Origin of the sequence: uncultured Acidovorax sp., assembly GCF_964021665.1 — a bacterium.
Classification (GTDB): Bacteria; Pseudomonadota; Gammaproteobacteria; order Burkholderiales; family Burkholderiaceae_C; genus Acidovorax; species Acidovorax temperans.
On the sequence record NZ_CAXIAK010000010.1, the window covers coordinates 47,382 to 72,048 of the forward strand.

16 protein-coding genes are annotated in these 24,667 nt (G+C 61.2%); 13 read left to right on the top strand and 3 right to left on the bottom strand.

What is annotated here, in order from left to right; translation table 11 throughout:
• Positions 1–141: 141 nt before the first annotated feature.
• On the top strand, positions 142–567 hold the full coding sequence (locus AADJ04_RS03920; protein ID WP_242638041.1) for a hypothetical protein: 426 nt from the start codon (positions 142–144) through the stop codon (positions 565–567).
• 46 nt (positions 568–613) lie between these two features.
• Here the strand turns inward: AADJ04_RS03920 and AADJ04_RS03925 are convergent, their stop codons facing one another.
• Positions 614–1,684, bottom strand: coding sequence for an AI-2E family transporter (locus tag AADJ04_RS03925; protein ID WP_207373350.1), 1,071 nt, complete (start codon positions 1,682–1,684; stop codon positions 614–616).
• 243 nt (positions 1,685–1,927) lie between these two features.
• Here AADJ04_RS03925 and AADJ04_RS03930 point away from each other — a divergent pair, with 243 nt between their 5' ends.
• The 5 genes from AADJ04_RS03930 to AADJ04_RS03950 all read left to right on the top strand — a co-directional run bounded on the left by AADJ04_RS03930 (position 1,928) and on the right by AADJ04_RS03950 (position 9,584).
• Positions 1,928–4,804, top strand: coding sequence for a 2-oxoglutarate dehydrogenase E1 component (locus tag AADJ04_RS03930; RefSeq protein WP_142084375.1), 2,877 nt, complete (start codon positions 1,928–1,930; stop codon positions 4,802–4,804).
• A gap of 48 nt (positions 4,805–4,852) precedes the next feature.
• Complete coding sequence (odhB, locus tag AADJ04_RS03935) at positions 4,853–6,121, top strand: 2-oxoglutarate dehydrogenase complex dihydrolipoyllysine-residue succinyltransferase (RefSeq protein WP_341238813.1); 1,269 nt, start codon at positions 4,853–4,855, stop codon at positions 6,119–6,121.
• Between the two features lie 117 nt (positions 6,122–6,238).
• Positions 6,239–7,666: a dihydrolipoyl dehydrogenase gene (lpdA, locus tag AADJ04_RS03940; RefSeq protein WP_341238814.1), complete on the top strand. Its 1,428-nt coding sequence runs from the start codon at positions 6,239–6,241 to the stop codon at positions 7,664–7,666.
• A gap of 119 nt (positions 7,667–7,785) precedes the next feature.
• A complete protein-coding gene (gene zapE / locus AADJ04_RS03945; protein ID WP_341238815.1) occupies positions 7,786–8,883 on the top strand; it encodes a cell division protein ZapE in 1,098 nt (365 codons plus the stop codon).
• Complete coding sequence (locus tag AADJ04_RS03950; protein ID WP_341238816.1) at positions 8,880–9,584, top strand: hypothetical protein; 705 nt, start codon at positions 8,880–8,882, stop codon at positions 9,582–9,584. The genes zapE and AADJ04_RS03950 overlap by 4 nt, the downstream gene beginning before the upstream one ends.
• A 183-nt stretch (positions 9,585–9,767) precedes the next feature.
• Here the strand turns inward: AADJ04_RS03950 and AADJ04_RS03955 are convergent, their stop codons facing one another.
• Positions 9,768–10,565, bottom strand: a complete 798-nt coding sequence (locus AADJ04_RS03955; RefSeq protein ID WP_341238817.1) for a protein phosphatase 2C domain-containing protein — start codon at positions 10,563–10,565, stop codon at positions 9,768–9,770.
• A 226-nt stretch (positions 10,566–10,791) separates the two neighbouring features.
• On the opposite strand from AADJ04_RS03955, the gene AADJ04_RS03960 reads away from it, so the two are divergent.
• Positions 10,792–12,873: an ATP-dependent DNA helicase gene (locus tag AADJ04_RS03960; protein ID WP_341238818.1), complete on the top strand. Its 2,082-nt coding sequence runs from the start codon at positions 10,792–10,794 to the stop codon at positions 12,871–12,873.
• Here the strand turns inward: AADJ04_RS03960 and AADJ04_RS03965 are convergent.
• Positions 12,836–13,636 (bottom strand): outer membrane protein assembly factor BamD, encoded by an 801-nt coding sequence (locus AADJ04_RS03965; protein ID WP_207373346.1) that lies wholly within the window; start codon positions 13,634–13,636, stop codon positions 12,836–12,838. The genes AADJ04_RS03960 and AADJ04_RS03965 overlap by 38 nt on opposite strands.
• Before the next feature lie 178 nt (positions 13,637–13,814).
• Here AADJ04_RS03965 and dnaE point away from each other — a divergent pair, with 178 nt between their 5' ends.
• From dnaE to AADJ04_RS03995, 6 genes are all read left to right on the top strand, one after another.
• Positions 13,815–17,351, top strand: a complete 3,537-nt coding sequence (dnaE, locus tag AADJ04_RS03970; RefSeq protein ID WP_341238819.1) for a DNA polymerase III subunit alpha — start codon at positions 13,815–13,817, stop codon at positions 17,349–17,351.
• Between the two features lie 119 nt (positions 17,352–17,470).
• Positions 17,471–17,839, top strand: coding sequence for an ATP-dependent Clp protease adapter ClpS (clpS, locus tag AADJ04_RS03975; protein ID WP_198847052.1), 369 nt, complete (start codon positions 17,471–17,473; stop codon positions 17,837–17,839).
• A gap of 57 nt (positions 17,840–17,896) precedes the next feature.
• Positions 17,897–20,242 (top strand): ATP-dependent Clp protease ATP-binding subunit ClpA, encoded by a 2,346-nt coding sequence (clpA, locus tag AADJ04_RS03980; RefSeq protein ID WP_341238820.1) that lies wholly within the window; start codon positions 17,897–17,899, stop codon positions 20,240–20,242.
• 542 nt (positions 20,243–20,784) lie between these two features.
• Complete coding sequence (locus tag AADJ04_RS03985) at positions 20,785–22,092, top strand: dicarboxylate/amino acid:cation symporter (protein ID WP_341238821.1); 1,308 nt, start codon at positions 20,785–20,787, stop codon at positions 22,090–22,092.
• Positions 22,093–22,249: 157 nt separating this feature from the next.
• Positions 22,250–24,133, top strand: a complete 1,884-nt coding sequence (locus AADJ04_RS03990; RefSeq protein ID WP_341238822.1) for an ATP-binding protein — start codon at positions 22,250–22,252, stop codon at positions 24,131–24,133.
• The coding region (locus AADJ04_RS03995; RefSeq protein ID WP_341238823.1) for a sigma-54-dependent Fis family transcriptional regulator at positions 24,130–24,667 on the top strand (538 nt) is incomplete at its 3' end. The genes AADJ04_RS03990 and AADJ04_RS03995, both read left to right, overlap by 4 nt.

Here is a 24,667-nt window from a genome sequence, read left to right on the forward strand (position 1 = left end):
TTCATTTTCTGGACGGCTGCCAACAGCCGCTTACAAAAAAACATCGTGGAGCAATGTTCAGCCCAGCGGAGGCGGTTACAAATGATGATGAAAGTACTTTGGAGTGAACAAATGATCGTGAATTTGTTGCCGCACAAGCTCATGGCTGCTGGCGCAGGGCTTTTGCTGGGGTTGGCGGGCAACGTGGCTTGGGCGCAGAGCTACGTAAACGCTACCGTGGATGGGCAATTGGCGCCGGGTGTGTACGGTCGGATTCAGATCGGAAGCGGTGGTCCACCTCCGTTGATCTATGCAGAGCCCGTCATCATTCAACGGCCCCCGGTAGCGGTTCACCGCTCTCCTATTTACATGTATGTGCCGCCAGGGCATGCGAAGAACTGGGCCAAACACTGTGGGCGCTACAACGCCTGTGGTCAGCCGGTGTACTTCGTGAAAGAGCCTGGAAGCCGTCCGCCGAAGCGGGGCGGTCACCATGCGGGGCCGCATGGCGATGACCACCGTCATGGGCACCGTGATGATCGGCACCCTCGTGGCAATGGCCGCGGGCATGGCGGCCACAAGGACTGACGGATGGAAGGGGGCTCGGAAGGGCTCCCTTTTTTATTTCAGCAGATCACGGGTTGGGCGGCGGCGCTCCAGAACCTTCCGCAGGAGCAAACAGATCCCAGCAGGCCATGAAGAGGGCGGCAATGACCGGGCCGATCACAAAGCCGGTCAATCCAAACAAGGCCATGCCGCCCAGGGTGGAGATCAGCACGACATAGTCGGGCATTTTGGTGTCCTTGCCGACCAGTATCGGGCGCAGCACGTTGTCCACCAGGCCGATGACAAAAACGCCGAAAAGAGTGAGCACTGCGCTTTGCCAAATGGCCCCCGTAGCCAAAAAGTAGATGGCCACCGGCACCCAGATCAAGCCAGCCCCGACAGCGGGCAGCAACGACAGAAACGCCATGAGCACGCCCCACAGCACCGGCCCCTGGATGCCCAGAATCCAGAAAATCAGCCCGCCCAGAGCCCCTTGAGATGCTGCCACAACGATGTTGCCCTTCACGGTGGCCCGGATCACAGTGGTGAATTTGCTCACCAGCTTTCTCTTGTGGTCGTTGTCGAGCGGCGTGGCATGGTTGATGCGAAGCGCCAGAGCGCGCCCATCGCGCAGCAGGAAAAACAGCAGGTACAGCATGATCCCGAAGCCGACGAGAAATTCAAGCGTGTTTTGGCCAATATTCACCGCCTGGGAGGCCAGGAATTGGCTGGCTTGAACAGCCACGGACGAGAGCTTTTGCTGAAGCTCTTCCAAAGTGGTGAGGTTCAAGCGTTCCAGCAGCTGGGTGACCCAGGCGGGGAGCGCCGCTACCACCTGCTGAACGTAGGCCCCAAAGTTGAGCTGGCCGCTTTTGACCCGCTCATAAATGGCCGTGGCTTCCTGTATCAACGACACACCGATGAGCGTCATGGGCAAAATCACCATGACCATGCACAGCCCCAGCGTGCACAGGGCGGCCAGATTTTCGCGTCGGGGCATGCGCTGCAGCATTTTGCGGTGCAGGGGGGTGAAGAGGATGGCCAGCACGATTCCCCAGAAAATTGCGCCATGGAACTGCCAGAGAATGGCGCCAAATGCGACGCTCACGATGGCCAGCAGCAGCAGAAATGCCTTGTTTTGAAGTGGGTGTTGAGTCATTTACCAGGTTGCATTCGGGCAATACAGCCCCGCAATGTACGACACGCCACCTGATTATTTCGCGGCAGAGCAAAGGCACTTTCCAGCTCGACCTTGGTCAATGCCCGGTTCAGTGGCACAATCGCCACCGCAACCCTAGGCCCTTCCCCAGCCACAGTCGCATCCGCCAACCGGTTCAGCCGTGTCGCGGAAGGTTTACCAACCAGCTAATGCTCCCTGCAGGGGAGCGGAGGTCAGCGGAATATGAGCGATACGACATCCGTCTATCAAGCCTACCAAGGCAACACCTACCTCTTCGGCGGCAATGCGCCGTATGTCGAAGAGATGTATGAAAACTACCTTGCCAATCCTGGCAGCGTTCCAGACACATGGCGCGAATACTTTGATGCACTGCAGCACGTACCCGCTGTGGATGGCTCCAATGCCAAGGACGTTCCGCACCTTCCCGTGGTCAACGCGTTCGCTGAGCGCGCAAAGGCTGGCGGCACCAAAGTGGTGGTTGCAAGCGCTGACGCCGAAATGGGCCGCAAGCGCACCGCCGTTCAGCAGCTGATTGCCGCCTACCGCAACGTGGGTCAGCGCTGGGCTGATCTGGACCCCCTCAAGCGCACTGAGCGCCCCAACATTCCAGAACTGGAGCCTTCGTTCTACGGCTTCAGCGACGCCGACCAGGAAACCGTGTTCGACACCAGCAACACGTTCTTCGGCAAGGACAAGATGCCCCTGCGCGAGCTGCTGAACGCGCTGCGCGAGACCTACTGCGGCACCATCGGCGTGGAGTACATGTACGCCACCGACCAGGTGCAAAAGCGCTGGTGGCAGCAAAAGCTGGAAAGCATCCGCAGCAAGCCCAACTTCTCTGCCGACAAGAAAAAGCGCATCCTGGAGCGCCTGACGGCCGCCGAAGGCCTGGAACGCTACCTGCACACCAAGTACGTGGGCCAGAAGCGCTTCTCGCTCGAGGGGGGCGAGTCCTTCATTGCCGCCATGGACGAGTTGATCAACTCCGCAGGCGCAAAGGGCGTGCAGGAAGTGGTGATCGGCATGGCCCACCGCGGCCGCCTGAACGTGCTGGTCAACACCCTGGGCAAGATGCCCAAGGACCTGTTCGCCGAGTTCGAGCACACCGCCCCCGAGGACCTGCCCGCCGGTGACGTGAAGTACCACCAGGGCTTTTCCTCCGACGTCTCCACGACCGGCGGCCCGGTGCATCTGTCGCTGGCCTTCAACCCCTCGCACCTGGAAATCGTGAACCCCGTGGTCGAGGGCTCGGTGCGCTCGCGCATGGACCGCCGCGGCGACCCCAAGGGTAAACAGGTGCTGCCCGTGCTGGTGCACGGTGACGCGGCCTTTGCCGGCCAGGGCGTGAACCAGGAAACCCTGGCCCTGTCCGAAACCCGTGGCTACACCACGGGCGGTACGGTGCACCTGATCATCAACAACCAGATCGGCTTCACCACCTCCGACCCGCGCGACCTGCGCTCCAGCACGTTCTGTACCGACATCGTGAAGATGGTCGAGTCGCCCGTGTTGCACGTCAATGGCGATGATCCAGAAGCCGTGGTGCTGGCCACCCAGCTGGCCCTGGAGTTCCGCATGGAATTCCGCCAGGACGTGGTGGTGGACATCACCTGCTTCCGCAAGCTGGGCCACAACGAGCAGGACACTCCTGCTTTGACCCAGCCGCTGATGTACAAGAAGATTGCCCAGCATCCCGGCACGCGCAAGCTGTACGCCGACAAGCTGGCTGCTCAAGGCCTGGGTGAGACTCTGGGCGATGAGATGGCCAAGGCCTACCGGGCCGCCTTGGACGCTGGCAAGCACACCGTGGATCCTGTGCTGACCAACTTCAAGAGCAAGTACGCAGTGGACTGGTCGCCCTTCCTGGGCAAGAAGTGGACGGACGCTGGTGACACCGCCATTCCTCTGACCGAGTGGAAGCGCCTGGCCGAGAAGATCACCACGATCCCCGAGACCGTTACCCCACACCAGCTGGTGAAGAAGGTATACGACGACCGCGCCGCCATGGGCCGTGGCGAGATCAACGTGGACTGGGGCATGGGCGAGCACATGGCCTTCGCATCGCTGGTGGCCTCGGGCTACCCGGTGCGCCTGTCGGGCGAGGACAGCGGCCGCGGCACGTTCACGCACCGCCACGCCGTCATCCACGACCAAAAGCGCGAGAAGTGGGACGAAGGCACCTACGTGCCGCTGCAGAACGTCGCCGAGAACCAGGCTCCGTTCACTGTCATCGACTCCATCCTGTCCGAGGAGGCCGTGCTGGCCTTCGAATACGGCTACGCCTCTAACGACCCCAACACCCTGGTGATCTGGGAAGCGCAGTTCGGTGACTTCGCCAACGGCGCGCAGGTGGTGATCGACCAGTTCATCGCCTCGGGTGAGGTGAAGTGGGGCCGCTTGAACGGCATCACGCTGATGCTGCCGCACGGCTACGAAGGCCAGGGCCCGGAGCATAGCTCGGCCCGCGTGGAGCGCTTCATGCAGCTGGCCGCTGACGCCAACATGCAGCTCGTGCAGCCCACCACGGCCAGCCAGATCTTCCACGTGCTGCGTCGCCAGATGGTGCGTGACCTGCGCAAGCCGCTGGTCATCTTCACGCCCAAGTCGCTGCTGCGCAACAAGGACGCCACTTCGCCGCTGACCGAGTTCACGAAGGGCAGCTTCCAGACGGTGATTCCTGAGCAGGATGACGCCATCGAGAAGAAGGCAGCCAAGGTCAAGCGTGTGATCGCTTGCTCGGGCAAGGTGTATTACGACCTGGTGAAGAAGCGCACCGAAAAGGAAGCCGACGACGTCGCCATCATTCGCGTGGAACAGCTGTACCCCTTCCCGCACAAGGCGTTTGCCGCTGAGCTGAAGAAGTACCCCAATGCGACCGAGATCGTTTGGTGCCAGGACGAGCCCCAAAACCAGGGTGCCTGGTTCTTCATCCAGCACAACATCCACGAGAACATGCTCGATGGCCAGAAGCTGGGTTATGCCGGCCGCGCAGCCTCCGCATCGCCTGCGGTGGGTTACTCGCACCTGCACCAGGAACAGCAAAAGGCTCTGGTGGATGCCGCCTTCGCCAAGCTCAAGGGTTTTGTCCTGACCAAGTAAGGCCGGAAACCCGAATACAGAACAAAACCCTCACTGAAAGAATTTGTCATGGCTATCGTAGAAGTCAAAGTCCCCCAGTTGTCTGAATCCGTGGCGGAAGCCACCATGCTGACCTGGAAGAAAAAAGCCGGTGAAGCTGTTGCTGCCGATGAAATCCTGATCGAAATCGAAACCGACAAGGTCGTGCTCGAAGTGCCCGCACCTGCGGCTGGCGTGCTGGCTGAGCTGGTGGTGGGTGATGGCGGCACCGTGGTGTCTGACCAGGTCATCGCCAAGATCGATACCGAAGGCAAGGTTGGCGCGGCTGTGCCTGCTGCTGCCCCCGCAGCCGCAGCTGCGGCCCCTGCTGCCGCAGTGGCAGCAGGGGCAGCACCTGCTGCTGGCGGCTCCAAGGGCGATGTGGCCATGCCTGCCGCCGCCAAGCTGCTGGCCGACAACAACCTGTCTGTTGGCGACGTGGCTGGCTCCGGCAAGGATGGCCGCGTGACCAAGGGTGACGTGTTGGCCGCCGTGGCCGGTGGCGCCAAGCCTGCTGCTGCTCCTAGCGTGATCCCCACAGGCGTGCCCACCAAGGCGCTGCCCCAAGTGGCCGCTCCTGCCGCCCCCAACCTGGGTGACCGTCCAGAGCAGCGCGTGCCTATGACCCGCCTGCGTGCCCGTGTGGCCGAGCGTCTGCTGCAGTCGCAATCGACCAACGCCATCCTGACCACGTTCAACGAAGTGAACATGGCACCCGTGATGGACATGCGCAAGAAGTTCCAGGACGCGTTCACCAAGGAACATGGCGTGAAGATCGGCTTCATGAGCTTCTTCGTGAAGGCGGCTGTGCACGCCCTCAAGAAGTTCCCTGTGCTGAACGCCTCTGTCGACGGCAACGACATCGTTTACCACGGCTACTTCGACATCGGCATCGCCGTGGGTTCGCCCCGTGGTCTGGTGGTGCCCATCCTGCGCAATGCCGACCAGATGAGCTTTGCCGAGATCGAGAAGAAGATCGCCGAGTTCGGCAAAAAGGCTGCCGAAGGCAAGCTGGGTATTGAAGAATTGACTGGCGGCACGTTCTCGATTTCGAACGGCGGCACTTTTGGCTCGATGATGTCTACCCCCATCATCAACCCACCCCAGTCCGCCATCTTGGGCGTGCACGCGACCAAGGACCGCGCTGTGGTGGAAAACGGCCAGATCGTGATCCGTCCGATGAACTACCTGGCAATGTCTTACGACCACCGCATCATCGACGGCCGCGAAGCCGTGCTGGGCTTGGTCGCCATGAAGGAAGCGCTGGAAGACCCAGCCCGTCTGCTGTTCGACATCTGATCGAGCTTTGACACCCGTCCTCTGAAACCGGAACCCACCTGTGAAGCCCCTGGCGCAAGCACTGCGCGGCGCTATTCACCGGTGGGTTTTTCTTCAACTGAATCAACGAGATTTCTTATGAGCAAGCAATTCGACGTCATCGTCATCGGTGGTGGCCCTGGTGGCTACATCGCGGCCATCCGTGCCGCCCAGCTGGGCAAGACTGTGGCCTGTATCGACGAATGGAAGAACGAGAAGGGTGGCCCCGCACCCGGCGGCACCTGCACGAACGTGGGCTGCATTCCCTCCAAGGCATTGCTGCAATCTTCCGAACATTTCGAGCACGCCAACCACCACTTTGCGGACCATGGCATTTCCGCCAAGGACATCAAGATCGATGTGGCCAAGATGATCGGCCGCAAAGATGCAGTGGTGAAGCAGAACAACGACGGCATCCTGTACCTGTTCAAGAAGAACAAGGTCAGCTTCTTCCACGGCCGTGGTTCGTTCGTGAAGGCTGCCGAAGGCGGCTATGAGATCAAGGTGGCTGGCGCCGCCGAAGAAACGCTGGTGGGCAAGCACATCATCGTTGCCACGGGTTCCAACGCCCGCGCGCTGCCTGGCGTGCCATTTGACGAAGTGAACGTGCTGTCCAACGACGGCGCACTGCGCATTGGTGCCACCCCCAAGAAGCTGGCCGTGATTGGCTCGGGCGTGATTGGCCTGGAGATGGGCTCTGTGTGGCGCCGTCTGGGCGCGGATGTCACCATTCTGGAAGGCCTGCCCACGTTCCTGGGTGCCGTGGACGAGCAGATCGCCAAGGAAGCCAAGAAGGCGTTCGACAAGCAAGGCCTGAAGATCGAACTGGGCGTGAAAGTGGGTGAGATCAAGAACAGCAAGTCCGGCGTGAGCATTGCCTACACCAATGCCAAGGGTGAAGCCCAGACATTGGACGCCGACAAGCTGATCGTCTCCATCGGCCGCGTGCCTAACACCATTGGCCTGAACGCCGAAGCCGTGGGCCTGCAACTGGGCGAGCGTGGCGAGATCGTGGTGGACGGCGATTGCAAGACCAACCTGCCCGGCGTGTGGGCTGTGGGTGACGTGGTGCGTGGCCCGATGCTGGCGCACAAGGCGGAGGAAGAAGGCGTTGCCGTGGCCGAGTGCATTGCTGGCCAGCATGGTCACGTCAACTTCAACACCATCCCCTGGGTCATCTACACCAGCCCCGAGATCGCTTGGGTGGGCCGTACCGAGCAGCAGCTCAAGGCCGATGGCGTGAAGTACAAGGCGGGCACGTTCCCCTTCCTGGCCAACGGGCGCGCACGCGCACTGGGCGACACGACTGGCATGGTCAAGTTCCTGGCCGACGCAACCACAGACGAAATCCTGGGCGTGCACATCGTGGGCCCCATGGCCTCCGAGCTGATCTCTGAAGCCGTGGTGGCAATGGAGTTCAAGGCCAGCGCCGAAGACATCGCGCGCATTTGCCACGCCCACCCGTCCCTGAGCGAAGCCACCAAGGAAGCGGCTCTGGCCGTGGACAAGCGCACACTGAACTTCTGATTTCAGAATTTCAGTCAAAATGGCCGCTAGCGCACTATGGATAAGCGTTGGCAGCTATTAAATTAATAGCTAACCCTCGCGCCACTGCGGGGGTTAGCCTTTTCTGAGGCATCAACACCGTGAGCGTCAAACAGGCGTACCTGGCCGAGCTGGCCGCCAAAGGCTTTCAAAGTGACCCTGCGCAGCTGCGTGCGATCGACGCTTTACAGCGCTGTGCCGACGATTGGGCTGCGTACAAGTCCAAGCGGTCGAATGCCCTCAAAAAGCTGCTGAACCGGCCCGACATCCCGAAGGGCGTTTACATGTACGGCGGGGTGGGGCGCGGCAAAAGCTTTTTGATGGACTGCTTTTTCAATGCGGTGCCCATCAAGCGCAAGGTGCGCCTGCACTTTCACGAATTCATGCGCGAGGTGCATCGCGAACTGGTGGCGCTACAGGGCATGGTGAACCCCCTGGATGTGCTGGGCGCCCGCATTTCCAAGCGCTACAAGCTCATTTGCTTCGACGAGTTTCACGTCGCTGACATCACGGACGCGATGATCCTGCATCGCTTGCTGGTGTCCCTGTTTGACAACGGGGTGGGATTTGTAACCACCTCGAACTTCGTGCCCGACGGCCTGTACCCAGACGGTCTGCACCGTGACCGCATTCTTCCTGCGATTGCCTTGCTCAACGAGCGCATGGAAGTCGTCAACGTGGACAACGGCACCGACTACCGCCGCCGTGCGTTGGAGCATGTCAAGCTTTATCACACCCCGCTGGGAACCGAGGCTGACGCGGCCATGAACGAAGCGTTCAACCAATTGGCCGGTGTACATGATGAAGACCCGGTGCTGCACATTGAGGCGCGCGAGATTCGTGCGCGCCGCAAGGCGGGTGGGGTGGTGTGGTTTGACTTCACTACGCTGTGCGGCGGCCCTCGTTCGCAGAACGATTACCTCGAAATTGCCACCCAGTTCCATACGGTGCTGCTGTCGGGCGTGCCCTACATGCCAGTCAACATGGCTTCGCCGGCACGCCGTTTCACCTGGCTGATCGATGTGCTGTATGACCGCCGCGTCAAGCTGATCGTCTCAGCTGCCGTGTCGCCAGAGCAGTTGTATACCGAGGGGCCGCTGTCCCACGAGTTTCCTCGCACGGTATCGCGCCTGAATGAAATGCAGTCCAAAGAATTCCTGGATCTGGAGCGGCGCTTGGTGGACACGGGGCTGACATGAAAGCGCGACAACTCATCACCTTATCGGTTCTTGCTCTCTGGTTGGGGGTGGCCGGAGCCCAGTCGGGCGAGCAGGAGGCTCATGGTCAACTTGCCTCAGCAGGTCTAGAGGCTTCGGCAGCAGCCCAGCGGGATGCCGAGCGCGCAGCGATTGAGCAGGTTCGCCGACGCAACGCAGAGCAGCGCACGCAAGCGCAAACGAAGTGCTACCAGTTGTTTGCGGTGGAGGATTGCCTGCGCGATGTTCGCAACCAGTGGCGAGAGTTGGAGTCCCGCCTGCGGGCACGCGAGGTTCAGCTCAATGATGCCGAGCGCAAGGAAAAAGCCCAGCAACGTCTTCGGCAAATCGAGGAGAAGCAGGCCTCAGCTGCTGCGGCGACGACACCGCCTGCATCGGCTGTGGTGCGCAAGGCTGAACCGACAGGCAGGTCAGGAGCACGTGAAAATACCTCGGATTCCGTGAAGCTGCGTGACCGCGAAGCCGCAGCCCGCGCCAGCCAGCAGCGCGAGCGTCAGCAAAGCCAGGCGGCAGAGCAAGCTTTGCGGGAGAAGGAATCGACAGAGCGAGCAGCGCAGGCTCGCCAGAGGCATTTGGAGGTGGAGAAGGCCGCTGAGGCCCGCCGCGCAAAGCGCGAGAAGGAGAGGGCGGAGGCTGCAGCCAATGGACACAAGCCAGCGGCTACCCTGCCTACGCCTCCTTGAGATGCGTTGAGCCGGGAGAGTGATCGGCTTACCGTCTTGTAGGCCTGCTCAGCACGCCAGGTAGCCGCTTTACATCAGCTGGAGCACTCTTGGCTAGAAGCAGGGCAGAACGCATACCGCCTGCATCACGGCCATTGCCATGTACTGGTTTGGGTGGATGGGGGCCACTGGCACCCATTTCTTTCAAGGCGCGGTGGAAGCCAGGCGCGGTATCTTTTTCTCTTCGACCAATGCTTCGATCTTGACGATGACCAGCGACAGGTTGTCGCCGCCGCCTCGGGCTCGTGAGCGTGCTTTCTCGATCAGAAATTCCGTCGCTTCGCGCGGGGAGAGCGAATCGACCACGGAGGCCAGCTCGGTGGGCGAGAAGTAGTGCCACACACCATCACTGCAGGCCAGCAGGACATCCCCTGGCCGCAATTGCGAAATCATGTGGGTCGTGGCCGGTGGGTCGCTTTCTGTACCCAGGCATCCCACCAGAATGTTCGAATGCGGATGGTTGTTGGCCTCAGCCTCTGTCAGCTCTCCGCGATCTACCAGCGCCTGAACGTAGGAGTGGTCACTGGTGCGGTGGATGATCCGACCACCCTGGAAATGGTAGATGCGCGAATCCCCGGCGTGCACCCAGTGGCAGTCGCCCCGCGGGTTGATGAGGAATGCCGCAATGGTGCTGTGCGGTTCCTGTTCTGCCGATATAGCGGTCAGCCGAATGACGATGTGCGCTTCTTCCACCATGGCTTTGAGCATGGCGGCAGGGTCGTCGGTTTCAGGCGAGTAGCGCTCAAAAAGCTGGCGGGCCGTCATCATGACCTGGTCGGATGCCTTGCGGCCACCACTGCGCCCGCCCATGCCGTCAGCCACAACCCCCAGCACGCAGCCGTTGTGACGGCTGTGAGAAATCAAGGACACCTGATCCTGCTGGTACTCCCGGTCTCCTTTGTGGATACCGGTGGAGGCGATAAGACGGAACGCTTTGGTCATTCTGAAGATTGTGGTGCGTGCGGGAGCGCTGCCGGTCGTTTTGGGGTGCTGCGCCGCTTATTATCGGCGCGCCTGTGGCATTTTCGCCATTTTGATGTTCACCGGACTTTGGTGAAAAGTACGGCAGGCTCCGTCTGCTCCAACATCTCCTCACAAATTCATTGGTTGGCCCCGCTTCCCCAGCGCACCTGGTGCACTAGAACATCTGCTTGAGATACGCATGACGATGACCGATTCCCGGACCTCAGCTGTGGAGCTTTGCGCCATGGTGGAGTCGGTGTTTTCGGTGGACGGCGTGTTGGCGCGAGCTGACCCGCATTACCAGCCGCGCGAAGGTCAGCTGGCCATGGCCCAGGCGGTGGCCCATGCGATGGGAGCAGGGGAGGTGTTGGTGGCCGAGGCGGGCACCGGTGTGGGTAAAACCTATGCGTACCTGGTGCCCGCCTTGCTCAGCGGTGAGCGCGTGCTGTTGTCTACCGCCACCAAGGCGTTGCAGGACCAGTTGTTTTCACGCGATATTCCCCGCCTTGTGCAGGCGCTGGAGGTTCCCGTGCGTGTAGCGTTGCTCAAAGGGCGCAGCAGCTACCTGTGCTTGCACCGCCTTGGCATGGCCCGCCATGCAGTGGGGGAAGGGGCGCCGCAGCAGATCCGTGTGCTGGCAAAGATTGAAGAGTGGTCACGCAGCACCCGCAGCGGCGACTTGTCGGAGCTCACGGGCCTGGACGACCGGTCGCCCGTCATTCCCTGGGTCACTTCAACGCGCGAAAACTGCCTGGGCAGCCATTGCCCCAATGCCAAAGACTGCCACGTGAACCAGGCCCGCCGGCAAGCCATGGCCGCCGATCTGGTGGTGGTCAACCACCACCTGTTTTTTGCCGACATGGCTGTGCGCGAGTCGGGGGTGGCAGAGCTGTTGCCATCGGTGCGCGTGGTGGTGTTTGACGAGGCGCACCAGCTCAGCGATGCAGGCCTGCAGTTTTTGGGGATTCAACTGTCGACCGGGCAGTTCGTTGAATTTGCCCGCGATGCGCTCTCTGCAGGTCTGGCGCATGCCCGTGGCTATGCAGATTGGCCGCAACTGGCAGCTGGCCTGGAAGGCGCGGTCTTGCGGTGGCGCCATGCAGCGGGCGATGGTCTTACATCCTCAGGAAAGCGTGGCTGGACACGCGGCGCGCCCGACGGCGTTTTTGCACCTGACTGGGAAGCTGCCATGGCTGCGGTGCTCCAGGCATGCAGCCTACTGGTACAGGCGCTGGACGCCTACCACGACATCGCCCCGGACATCACCCGCCTGGCAGAGCGAGGTGCGTCCCTGTTGGCGCGCCTGGAGCGCTTTGGTCAGCCTTGCCCGCAGGGCAGTGTGCGGTGGCTTGATGTGGGCAGCGGGCTACGACTCATAGAGTCTCCATTGGATATTGCCGATGCCATGCGCACCCGTTTTTTACCCCAGCCGCAAGAAAGTGTGGATGACGATGGCTGGCCTGCCACCAGTGAGGGCCTGGGGCGGGCATGGATCTTCACCTCTGCCACGCTGGGCCATGATGCAGAGCTTTCATGGTTTGTGAAACGCTGCGGATTGGAAGGTGCGCGCATCTTGCGGGTGCCCAGCCCATTTGACTACGCCGCGCATGCCGCTATGTATGTGCCTGAGGATTTCCCGTCACCCTCCGATCCACGGCACGGTAGCGCTGTGGCTGCGCTGGTCGCGAATGCTGCCATGTCGCTGGGTGGTCGAACCCTGGTCCTTACGACAACGCTGCGCGCTATTGCAGTGATTGCCCAGGTGCTGCGGCAGCAGTTGGCGCAACTGGGTTCATCCCTGGAGGTGCTGGCGCAAGGGGAGTGGCCCAAACTTCGTCTGATGGAGCGGTTCCGCGCAGGGGCAGGGCCACAGGGCGGCTGCATTCTCGTGGCGTCTGCCAGTTTTTGGGAGGGGGTTGATGTGCCGGGGGACGCGCTGCAATTGGTGGTAATTGACAAGCTGCCCTTCCCCCCGCCGGGTGACCCTCTGGTGGAGGCCCGTACCTTGCAGATCGAGCAGTCTGGCGGTAGTGCGTTCAAAGAATACGCGCTTGCAGAAGCTGCCGTGGCGCTCAAACAAGGGGCCGGACGCCTGATTCGCCACGAAAGCGACCGAGGCGTTCTGGTCGTTTGCGATTCACGCCTGGTGCGCATGGGTTACGGCAAACGACTGATTGCCGCGCTGCCGCCCATGCGGCGGCTGTCAGGTGCTGAGGACTTTCAGGCTGCTCTGGAAGACCTGGCGTCTGTCACCAGAACTTCCACCACGGATCAGACTTTTCTCTGAACTTGCCGTCGCGCAAGTAGGTGCTTTGAGGATAAGAGGCGCTCATCACGCGGCGAGCGTCGTCGCGCAGTTGCGTCATACCCAGTGCGTCGTATGAGCGGATCAGGATGAACAGCGCTTCTTCCAGCGCTGGCACATCCTTGTAGTCAGCCAGCGCCACCTGCGCGCGACTGATGGCTGCTACGTAAGCGCCGCGCTCGTAGTAGTAGCGCGCCACATGCACCTCATATTGGGCCAGCGAATTGACGATGTACGTCATGCGCTGGCGCGAATCTTGGGCATAACGCGACTCAGGAAAACGGGTGACCAGCTCGTTGAAGGACTCGAACGAGTCCTTGGCCGCTTTTTGGTCGCGCTCCGACAGATCTTGGCGCGAAATCCAGGAGAACAGCCCGAGGTTGTCATTGAAGTTGACCAGGCCCTTCAGGTACAGCGCGTAGTCCAGCGCGGGGCTGGCGGGGTGCAACTTCATGAAGCGATCGAGCGTGGCAATGGCCTGGGCTTTTTCGCCGCCTTTGTACTGTGCGTAGGCCTTATCGAGCTGCGCCTGTTGCGCCAGCGGGGTGCCCGCCGCACGGCCTTCGAGCTTTTCCAGCAGCGGGACGGCCTTGTCGTAGGCACCGCTGTTCATCTCGTCCTTGGCTTCAGAGTGAATGCGGTTCGGGCTCCAGCCCGCAGTTTTGTCTTCTGGCGTGCTGGAACACCCGGCAAGTGCGAGAGATACAAGCACAACGGAGCAAACAGGCAGGGGAGCAAAACGCATCGCAAGCAGCTTTCAGGCAATTAGAGGAACGCATCTTCCGCGGCAGTTCGAATCGCTCTGGCAAGAGCGTTCGGCCCGCCAAGGCAATGGACCGAGTCGGCATTGTAATGGCCCTGTTTGCGCCCGACATTGGGCGCGGGTGGGGATTTGCAGCATGGGCGCTTTCTACAATGGCGACATGTACGTTCACTTGCGCCTGCACACAGAATTCTCCGTCGTTGACGGCACCACTCGTATCGATGAAGTGGTCAAAGCCGCTGCGGCAGACGGGCAACCCGCCCTCGCCATCACTGATCTCAACAACCTGTTCGGAGCCATCAAGTTTTACAAGGAAGGGCGTGGCAAGGGTGTCAAGCCATTGCTGGGCGCCGAGATTTACCTTGAAACCGAGGGAGGTGGCGACCCATCCCGGATGCTGGTGCTGGTGCAGAACAAGCAGGGTTATCTGAATCTTTCAGAACTGCTCGCCAGGGCATGGACGAAAAACGTCGTCAAAAACCTGGCGGTGTGTACTTGGGCATGGCTGCAAGAACTGTCCGAAGGCTTGGTAGCGCTTTCGGGGGCGCAGGCGGGGCCTGTGGGGCAAGCGCTGCTCAAAGGGGATGAAACAGGAGCTGCCAGCTTGGCGCTGAAACTCGCGGGTATCTTTCCCCATCGCTTCTACATGGAGCTTCAGCGTGCTGGGCGGGCTGACGACGAGAGCCATGTGGCGGCTGCCGTGCAACTGGCGGCTAGGCTCCAGTTGCCGGTGGTGGCGACCCATCCCATCCAGTTTCTGACGGCTGATGACTACGAGGCACACGAAGCGCGGGTGTGCATTGCCGGAGGGGAAATCCTGGCCAACCCGCGTCGCGTGCGGCGTTTCACCCGAGAGCAGTACTTCAAGTCGGCACAGCAGATGCAAGAGTTGTTTGCAGACGTGCCCTCAGCGTTAGCTAACACCGTAGAAATTGCCAAGCGCTGCAGTTTGACCTTGGTGCTGGGCAAACCGCAGTTGCCGGCTTTTCCTACGCCCAACGGCATGCCGGCGGAGGAGTATTTCCGCTTTGCCTCGTTTGAAGGTCTGGAAGAGCGCCTCAAGCACTTGTACCCGGACGAGGCACGGCGCGACAAAGAGCGGCCGCGTTACGTAGAGCGCCTGGAGTTTGAGTTGGGCACCATCCTCAAGATGGGGTTCCCCGGGTACTTTCTCATCGTGGGTGACTTCATTCAGTGGGCCAAGAACAATGGCTGCCCCGTAGGCCCGGGTCGGGGGTCGGGCGCGGGCTCGTTGGTGGCGTACGCCCTCAAGATCACGGATTTGGACCCGCTGGAATACAACCTGCTGTTTGAGCGTTTCTTGAACCCCGAGCGGGTTTCGATGCCCGACTTCGATATCGACTTCTGTCAGTCCAATCGCGACCGGGTGATTGACTATGTAAAAGAAAAGTACGGCAAAAACGCCGTCAGCCAGATCGCCACTTTTGGCACCATGGCTGCCAAGGCGGCGATTCGTGACGTGGGCCGTGTCATGGACATGAGCTACACCTTCTGCGACGGCATCTCTAAGCTGGTTCCCGGAAAACCGGGCATGTCGTACACGCTGGCTTATCCGCCGGACGTGAAGAAAGAAGGCGACAAGAACAACTACGCGCTTGAATTGGAGCCCATGCTGTACGAGCGTGTGCGCAAGGAAGAAGACGTCAAGACCGTGATCGAGATGGCACAAAAGCTCGAAGGCATGACGCGAAACATCGGCATGCACGCCGGTGGGGTGCTCATCGCTCCGGGCAAGCTCACAGACTTCTGCCCGCTGTACCAGCAGCCCGGCAGTGAATCGGCTGTGAGCCAGTACGACAAGGACGATGTGGAAGCCATTGGCCTTGTGAAGTTTGACTTCTTGGGGCTGGCTACGCTCACCATCCTGGAGATTGCCCGCGAATTCATCATCAAGCGCCACAAGGGCCAGGAAAACTTTGCCTACGAGAACATACCGCTGGACGATGGCCCCACTTACCGGCTGTTCTCCGACGGCAAAACGGAGGCCGTGTTCCAGTTTGAAAGCCGAGGCATGCAGGGCATGCTGAAAGAGGCGCGTCCGAGCCGTCTTGAGGATCTGATCGCGCTGAACGCGCTGTACCGTCCAGGGCCTATGGATCTGATCCCCACCTTTGTGAACCGCAAACACGGAAAAGAGCCGGTGGAATACCCGCATCCGCTGGTGGAACCCGTGCTGGCCGAAACCTACGGGATCATGGTGTACCAGGAGCAGGTGATGCAGACCGCCCAGGTTCTGGGGGGCTACAGCCTTGGCGGCGCCGACATGCTGCGCCGTGCCATGGGCAAGAAAAAGGCCGAAGAAATGGCCGAGCATCGGGCCATCTTCCGCAAGGGAGCTGCTGAAAAGGGGATCGATCAAGACAAGGCGGACGAGGTCTTCGACTTGATGGAGAAGTTTGCGGGCTACGGCTTCAACAAGTCGCACGCGGCTGCCTATTCCTTGCTGGCGTACCACACCGGCTGGCTCAAGGTCCATTACACGGCGGAGTTTTTCTGCGCCAACATGACGGTGGAAATGGACGACACCGACAAGCTCAAGGTGCTCTATGAAGATGCCGTCAAAAACTTCGGGCTGAGTTTTGAGCCGCCTGACGTCAACCGTGGCACCTACCGTTTCGAGCCGGTGACCGACAAGGTCATACGCTATGGTTTGGGTGCGATCAAAGGCACCGGTCAGCAGGCGATAGAGGCGATGGTGGCTGCGCGCGAAGGCCGCGGTGAAGGGCCTCAGGGTTCCACCAAAGGCCCCTTCAAGAGCTTGTTCGACTTCTGTGTTCGCGTGGACAAGGCGCGGCTGAACAAGCGCACGCTGGAGGCCTTGATCAAAGCCGGGGCGTTTGACTCCATGAACATGAACCGCGCTGCGCTCGTGGCATCCATCGACCGGGCCTTTGACTTTGCCGCAGCCACTTTGGCAAATGTGAACCAGGGCGGGTTGTTTGACATGATGGGCGACGACGCCCATGGCTCCAGCACACAAGAGCCCGACCTGGTAGATGCGATTCCGTGGGGCATCAAGGAGCGCCTGACCCAGGAGAAAACCGCCATTGGTTTTTACCTGTCAGGCCACCTGTTTGATGAGGTGGCGTCTGAAGTGCGCAAGTTTGTCCGCACGCAGATCGACGAGTTGATCGACAGCCGCGAACCGCAGGTGCTGGCAGGTATCGTGAGTGATTTCCGGGTGATCAACGGTCAGCGGGGCAAGCTGGGCTTGTTCAAGATTGACGACAAGTCGGGAATGATCGAAGCCTCAGCGGATGAAGCGCTGCTCAACACGTACCGAAATCAACTCAAGGAAGATGAGTTTGTGGTGGTGGTGGGGCGCCTGCAGATGGATCATTTCAGCGGTGGCTTGCGGGTCAAGGTGCAACAGGTGTGGGACTTGGCCGGTGCGCGTTGCCGCTTCGGCAAGTATCTGCACATTGCCATGGGGGATATGCAGCCCGATGTGAAGCGTCTGGTGTCGGAGTTTCCGCCACGCCGTGAAGAAACCGAGGAGGGTGAAATCCTGCACGGCCTGCGCGTGCGCATGGGCGTGCGCTGCCAGTCCGACCAGGGCGGCGCCGTGGCAGAGCTGCAGCTGGGTGAAGGAAGCCGGTTTTTCCCGACGGACGCTGCGCTGGCGGCATGGAGCGCGCAGGCTGGAAGCGGCTCCGCAACCGTGGTTTACGAGTGAGCGGCGCTGAAACAGGGCGCTGCACATCACCTCATGGGTACGCGGGGCTGCAGTCACTTGAAAAATAGACTGCAGTCACCAGTTTTCTCATGCGGCCATCGGTCTCGCGGGTCGCTAGAATGAATTTCATGGCAACAAAACCACCTTCTCCCCCCACCGCGCTGCCCGTCTCCCGGCCTGCGCGGGATGACGGCGGTTCAGTCGTGCTTGAACGACGTACCCAGAAAACCAAGCCTCCGCAGATGTATCAGGTGGTGATGCTCAACGATGATTACACCCCCATGGAGTTTGTCATCGTGGTTCTGCAGGAGTTTTTCAGCAAAGACCGCGAGCAGGCCACCCAAATCATGTTGAAGATCCATCTGGATGGCAAAGGCGTGTGCGGGGTTTACTCCCGCGACATTGCTGCCACCAAGGTGGAACAGGTGCTCGATGCCGCCGCGAAGGCGGGGCACCCCCTCCAATGTGTCAGTGAACCTGTTGAATAACAGGTCTTTGATCCCGATCTACAGTCATCCCTTCCACGCAAGCACAAAGGAGTTCACATGATTGCCCAGGAACTGGAAGTCAGCTTGCACATGGCCTTTGTTGAGGCCCGCCAGCAGCGCCACGAGTTCATCACCGTGGAGCATCTGTTGCTTGCACTGCTTGATAACCCCAGCGCAGCCGAAGTGCTGCGCGCGTGTTCGGCCAACATCGACGACCTGCGGTCCTCGCTGGCCAATTTCATCAAAGACAACACCCCTCAGGTGGCTGGCACCGATGAGGTGGACACCCAGCCCACGCTGGGCTTCCAGCGCGTCATCCAGCGCGCCATCATGCACGTGCAGTCCACGGGCAATGGCAAGAAGGAAGTCACTGGGGCCAACGTGCTCGTCGCCATCTTTGGCGAGAAAGACTCGCACGCGGTGTACTACCTGCACCAGCAGGGCGTTACCCGCCTTGATGTGGTGAATTTCATCGCCCACGGCATCAAGAAGGGTGAGCCGCCAGAGCCCGCCAAGACTGACAGCCCCGCAGAAAGCGAAGAAGGCGGCGGTGAGCGCAACGAGAAGGCGTCGCCTCTGGAGCAGTACACCCAAAACCTGAACCAGGCTGCCAAGGACGGCAAGATCGACCCTCTGATCGGACGCCACTACGAAGTGGAGCGCACGATCCAGATCCTGTGCCGCCGCCGCAAAAACAACCCGCTGCTGGTGGGTGAGGCTGGCGTCGGTAAGACCGCGATTGCCGAGGGCCTGGCATGGCGCATCACGCAAAACGATGTACCCGAGATCCTGGCCGAGGCCACGGTGTACTCGCTCGACATGGGCGCACTGCTGGCGGGCACCAAGTACCGCGGTGATTTCGAGCAGCGCCTCAAGGGTGTCCTCAAGTCCTTGAAGGACAAGCCAAACGCCATCCTTTTCATCGACGAGATCCACACGCTCATCGGTGCGGGTGCCGCATCGGGTGGCACGTTGGACGCGTCCAACCTGCTCAAGCCGGCGCTGTCCAGCGGCCAGCTGAAGTGCATCGGCGCGACCACTTTCACGGAATACCGCGGCATCTTCGAAAAGGACGCGGCCCTGTCCCGCCGCTTCCAGAAGGTGGATGTGGTGGAACCGACCGTGGCAGAGACGGTGGACATCCTCAAAGGGCTCAAGAGCCGCTTCGAGGAGCACCACAGCGTGAAGTACGCTGCAGCCGCCCTGCAAGCAGCGGCGGAGCTGAGCGCCAAGTACATCAACGACCGTCATTTGCCCGACAAGGCCATCGACGTGATCGATGAGGCAGGCGCAGCGCAGCGCATTCTCGTGCCCAGCAAGCGCAAGAAGACCATTGGCAAGGCCGAGATCGAAGAGATCGTCGCGAAGATCGCTCGCATTCCGCCCGCCAATGTGTCCAATGACGACCGCGGCAAGCTGCAGACGCTGGAACGCGATCTCAAGAGCGTGGTGTTTGGTCAGGACAAGGCTCTGGAAGTGCTGGCCTCCGCGGTCAAGATGGCACGCTCCGGCCTGGGCAAGGGGGATAAGCCGATCGGTTCCTTCCTGTTCAGCGGCCCCACCGGCGTCGGCAAGACCGAAGCGGCCAAGCAACTAGCCTACATCATGGGCATCGAGCTGATCCGCTTCGACATGTCCGAGTACATGGAGCGCCATGCCGTGAGCCGCCTGATTGGTGCGCCTCCCGGCTACGTTGGCTTCGACCAGGGTGGTTTGCTGACCGAGGCCATCACCAAGAAGCCGCACGCCGTGCTGCTGCTGGACGAAATCGAGAAGGCCCACCCGGACATCTTCAACGTGCTCCTGCAGGTCATGGACCATGGCACATTGACGGACAACAACGGCCGCAAAGCCGACTTCCGCAACGTGCTCATCATCATGACGACCAACGCGGGCGCAGAGACGATGAACAAGGCCACCATCGGCTTCACCAATCCGCGCCAGGCGGGTGACGAAATGGGTGACATCAAGCGCCTGTTCACGCCCGAGTTCCGCAACCGGCTGGATGCCATCGTCAACTTCAAGGCGCTGGACGAGCAGATCATTCTGCGTGTGGTTGACAAGTTCCTGCTGCAGCTGGAAACCCAGCTGGCCGAGAAAAAGGTGGAAGTCACCTTCACCGACGCCTTGCGCAAGCACTTGGCCAAGAAGGGCTTCGATCCGCTCATGGGTGCACGTCCCATGCAGCGCCTCATCCAGGACACCATTCGCCGTGCCCTGGCTGACGAGCTGCTGTTTGGTCGCTTGACGGAAGGTGGCCGCCTGACGGTGGACATTGACGTCAAGACCGATGACAAAGGTGTGGAGACTTCTGAGGTGCGCTTGGACATTCAGCCGCTGCCCAAGAAAGAGCGCTCAGCCAAATCAGAGCCTGCGGAGCCTGAGGAGGCAACGACCGATTGATGGAAGGGCGAAAGCCCTGGCGCCCCTCTGGGGCGCTCCCCGTTGCTGAAAAGCCGGCCCTTGTGGCCGGCTTTTTCTTTGGCGATGTGCCACGGGCCTGGGGCGTAGGCAGACGGGGGCGAGCTGTGCGTGTGGCCATGCAGTGTTCTGGTTTCCGGACAGGGCCGAGGCAGATGTTCGAAATACCGAACGCAGTGCGTGGGATGGGCACTGATGACGCTCGGTAAATCAATGACTTAGAGCGCAGTGCATCAGCGCGCAGGCTTGGCACGTTGCGTGCAATGACAGCGGCAAGCCGCGCAATAGCCGGCCCAACGTTCTTTGGAGACGAGCCATGCAACAACTCACGGTGGTCAACGCGCTGATCTGGACCTGGGCGCAAGTCCCGCTAGTGCAGTGCCATTGCACCTGCAGCCCGGAGCCCCGGTGCAGCGCCAATCGTGTGGAGCGTTGCTGAGCGCTACCCGGTGACCCTGGTCTGTGCACGGTGTCTCATGGGGCGCAGAGACCTGGGTTTTCTTTACTCATCCATCACACATCGCATGAAACTCAATCGCTTGACCACCATGGTCATCCTGGCCATGGTTCTGGGGGTACTGGTCGGCTATGCCTGCCACGCTTGGGCGCCGACACCCGAAGCCGCCAAGGAAATCGCGGGTTACTTTGGCCTGCTGACGGATATTTTTCTGCGCATGATCAAAATGATCATCGCGCCCCTGGTGTTTGCGACCCTGGCTGCAGGCATGTCTACCATGGGCGATTCGCGCACCGTGGGGCGTATCGGCGCGCGGGCGCTGGCTTGGTTCATGGGCGCTTCGCTGATCTCGCTGACGCTGGGCCTGCTGATTGCCAACCTCACCCAGCCCGGCAGTTCCATGTCGATTCCGCTGCCAGAGGCGGGCACCGCCACGCAGCTCAAGACCGGAGCGCTGAACCTGCGCGATTTCATTACCCAGGTGTTTCCGAAGAGCATCGTGGAGTCGATGGCCAACAACGCCATCTTGCAGATCCTGGTGTTCTCGCTGTTCTTCGGCATGGCACTGGGGCACTTGCACAACCAGGCTGCGCGCACGCTGGTCGCCACGCTGGACGAGGTGGTCCATGTGATGCTCAAGGTCACCGACTACGTGATGCGCTTTGCACCTGTGGGCGTGTTCGGCGCAGTGGCCGGTGCCATCACCACGCAAGGCCTGGGGATGCTGGGTGTTTTTGGTAAGTTCATGCTCAGCTTCTACCTGGCGCTGGCGGCGCTGTGGCTGGTGCTGGTGTTTGCGGGTTATGTGGTGCTGGGCCGCGATGTGTTTCGCCTGCTCAAGCTCATTCGCACGCCCATGCTGATTGGCTTTTCCACGGCCAGCAGCGAGTCTGTGTATCCCAAGCTGATGGAACAGCTGGAGAAGTTTGGTGTTCGGCCCAAAGTGACGGGCTTTGTGTTGCCCCTGGGGTATTCGTTCAACCTCGACGGCTCGATGATCTACACCACCTTCGCGGCAATTTTCATCGCCCAGGCCTATGGCATTGATATGCCGCTGTCGGCGCAGATCACCATGCTGCTGGTACTGATGGTGTCCAGCAAAGGGATTGCGGGTGTGCCGCGCGCGTCGCTCGTTGTGGTGGCGGCCGTGTTGCCCATGTTCAACCTGCCAGAGGCCGGTGTGCTGCTGATCTTGGGTATTGACCACTTCCTTGACATGGGCCGTACCCTGACCAACGTGATGGGCAATGCCATTGCCACCGCCGTGGTGGCCAAGTGGGAGGGCGCCATCGACCGCGTGCCAGACGCCTTGGCCGAGCGTGAGGAGATGATTCCCGCCCCAGGGGATGACGAGGCAGCGCGGGCCACGGCCTGAGCTTCACTGTGCGCAGTGCGTTCATCACTGCACACCAAGGCTGGCGTTGGCCAGCCTTTTTTCATCCCGCCGTCACCCTGCGGCCCATTCCAGAGGCACTGCGTGACGGGTGGCCGTCTTTCATCGCACTGCTACCATCGCCCACCTGACTTCTGACATGCCTTTGCGCCGATCCCTGCGTCACTTGATGGTTTTGTTGCTGCTGGGCGGGGTGCTGCTCAGCGGCTGGCTGGCCTATGTGGTGGCATTGCGTGTGGGGCAGGCGCAGATCCAGGCCACGGGGCTGCACCGGCTGGAGCTGTACACCGCCAGCTTGCAGCGTGAGATCAGCAAATACGCCTTTCTTCCTGGCACGCTGGACCTGGAAAAAGAGGTGCTGGCCCTGCTTGCGCCCGATGCCTCCGCCGCGCAGGCCGAGGAAGTCAGCGCCTATCTCGAACAGTTGAATGAGCGCGCAGGCACGCTGTCCATCTACGTCATCAACCTGGATGGCCGGGTGGTGGCCACCAGCAACTGGCGGCGGCCTGACAGCTTCATGGGCGAGGACCTGCAGTTCCGTCCCTACTTTCGCGATGCACTCAGCAGTGGCACCGGGCGCCTGTTTGGCATCGGCACCACGCGCGGAGAGCCTGGCTACTACCTGGCATCTGCGCTGCTCGACGGCAACCGCACCGTGGGTGTGGCGGTCACCAAGGTCAGCCTGGACCAGCTGGAGCAGTCGTGGTCCACCGTTGAGGCCCCGGTCATCGTGACCGACGAGAACGGCGTGGTGATTCTGGGCTCGGTGCCCGACTGGAAATTCACGGCCCTGCGCCCGCTGGATGAGAACACGCGCAAGGCGTTTGACCAAACCCTGCAGTACAACCGCCGTGCCCTCTCGCCCCTGGGCATCAAGGTGCTGAGCGATCTGGACCAGGGCGCGCGCGTGGTGCGCGTGGCGCGTGAGGGCACCGAGATGGCATCGGTGTACCCGGTCACTGGCCGGTTTCTGACCCAGGCGCGTGCCTTGCCGGGCACACCGTGGACGATCACCGTGTTCTCGCACATGGCGCGGGCCGACGAGGCGGCACAGAGTTACGCCCTGATTGCCAGCACGGGCGCGGCCTTCTTGGCGCTGCTTGGTTTCATGCTCAACCAGCGGCGCCGCCACCAGCGCGATCGCGTGCGTGACCGGCTGGCCGCACGCGAGGCGCTGCAGGCCGCGCACGATGAGCTGGAGCGCAAGGTGCAGCAGCGCACGTCCGACTTGCAACAAACCAACGAACGCCTGCAGCAGGAAGTGCAAGAGCGCATCCGTGCAGAAGCCACCCTCAGGGCCGCGCAGAACGAGCTGGTGCAGGCGGGCAAGCTGGCGGTGATTGGGCAGCTCTCCACCGGCGTGGCCCATGAACTGAACCAGCCCCTGACGGCGCTGCGTACTTTGTCGGGCAACAGCCTGCGGTTTCTGGAGCGGGGCGACCTGGCCACCGTGCAGATCAACCTCGAACGCATTGCCCAGCTGGCTGACCGCATGGGCCTCATCACGGGCGAATTGCGTGCGTTTGCGCGCAAGTCTTCCGGCGAGCCGGGTGCCGTGCCGGTGCGCGCAGCCCTTGGCAATGCTTTGGCGGTGCTGGAGTCACGCATTCAGCAAGCCGGTGCAAAGGTGGATGTGCAGGTGGCAGAAACTGAGCCGGTGGCCTGGTGCGATGGCAACCGCCTGGAGCAGGTGCTGGTCAATCTGATCAACAACGCGCTCGATGCCATGGCGGGTGCGCCCACGCCATGCGTGCATGTATGGTGTGAGCTGCTCCATGGCCAGGTGCATGTGCAGGTGCGGGACCATGGGCCAGGGCTGTCTGAAGAGGCGATTGCCCATTTGTTCGAGCCGTTTTTCACCACCAAGGGCTCGGGCGATGGCCTGGGCCTAGGCCTGGCCTTGTCGGCCGATATCGTGCGCGAATCGGGCGGCACGCTCGGCGGTGCCAACCACCCCGGTGGTGGCGCCGTGTTCCATCTCACCCTGCCTGCGGCACAGCCGGGCCACCCACAACCATCATGACTGATGACCTCAAGGTGCTGATCGTCGAAGACGATCCCGACATTGTTCTGGGTTGCGAGCAGGCCTTGCAGCTCGAAGGCATTGCCACTGAAAGCGCCCCCAGCGCAGAGAAGGCGCGTGCGCGGCTGGGGCGTGATTTTCAGGGTGTGGTGGTCAGCGACATTCGCTTGCCGCAAATGGATGGTATGGCTTTTCTCCAAGAAATCATGCGCACCGATCCCGAGCTGCCGGTGGTGCTGATCACGGGCCATGGCGATATTTCCATGGCCGTGCAAGCCATGAAAGATGGGGCGCACGACTTCATCCAGAAGCCCTTTACGCCAGAGCAGCTGGTGAGCGCTGTGCGCCGTGCACTGGACAAGCGCCGCCTGGTGCTGGAAGTGCGTGATTTGCGCAGCCAGCTCGCGCAGCGTGACGCCATTGAGCGGCTGGTGATGGGCCGCGCGCCGAACATGCGGCAACTGCGCGAAGTGCTCTCGGGGCTGGCCGCCAGCTCGGTGGACGTGCTGATCCACGGCGAGACCGGCACCGGCA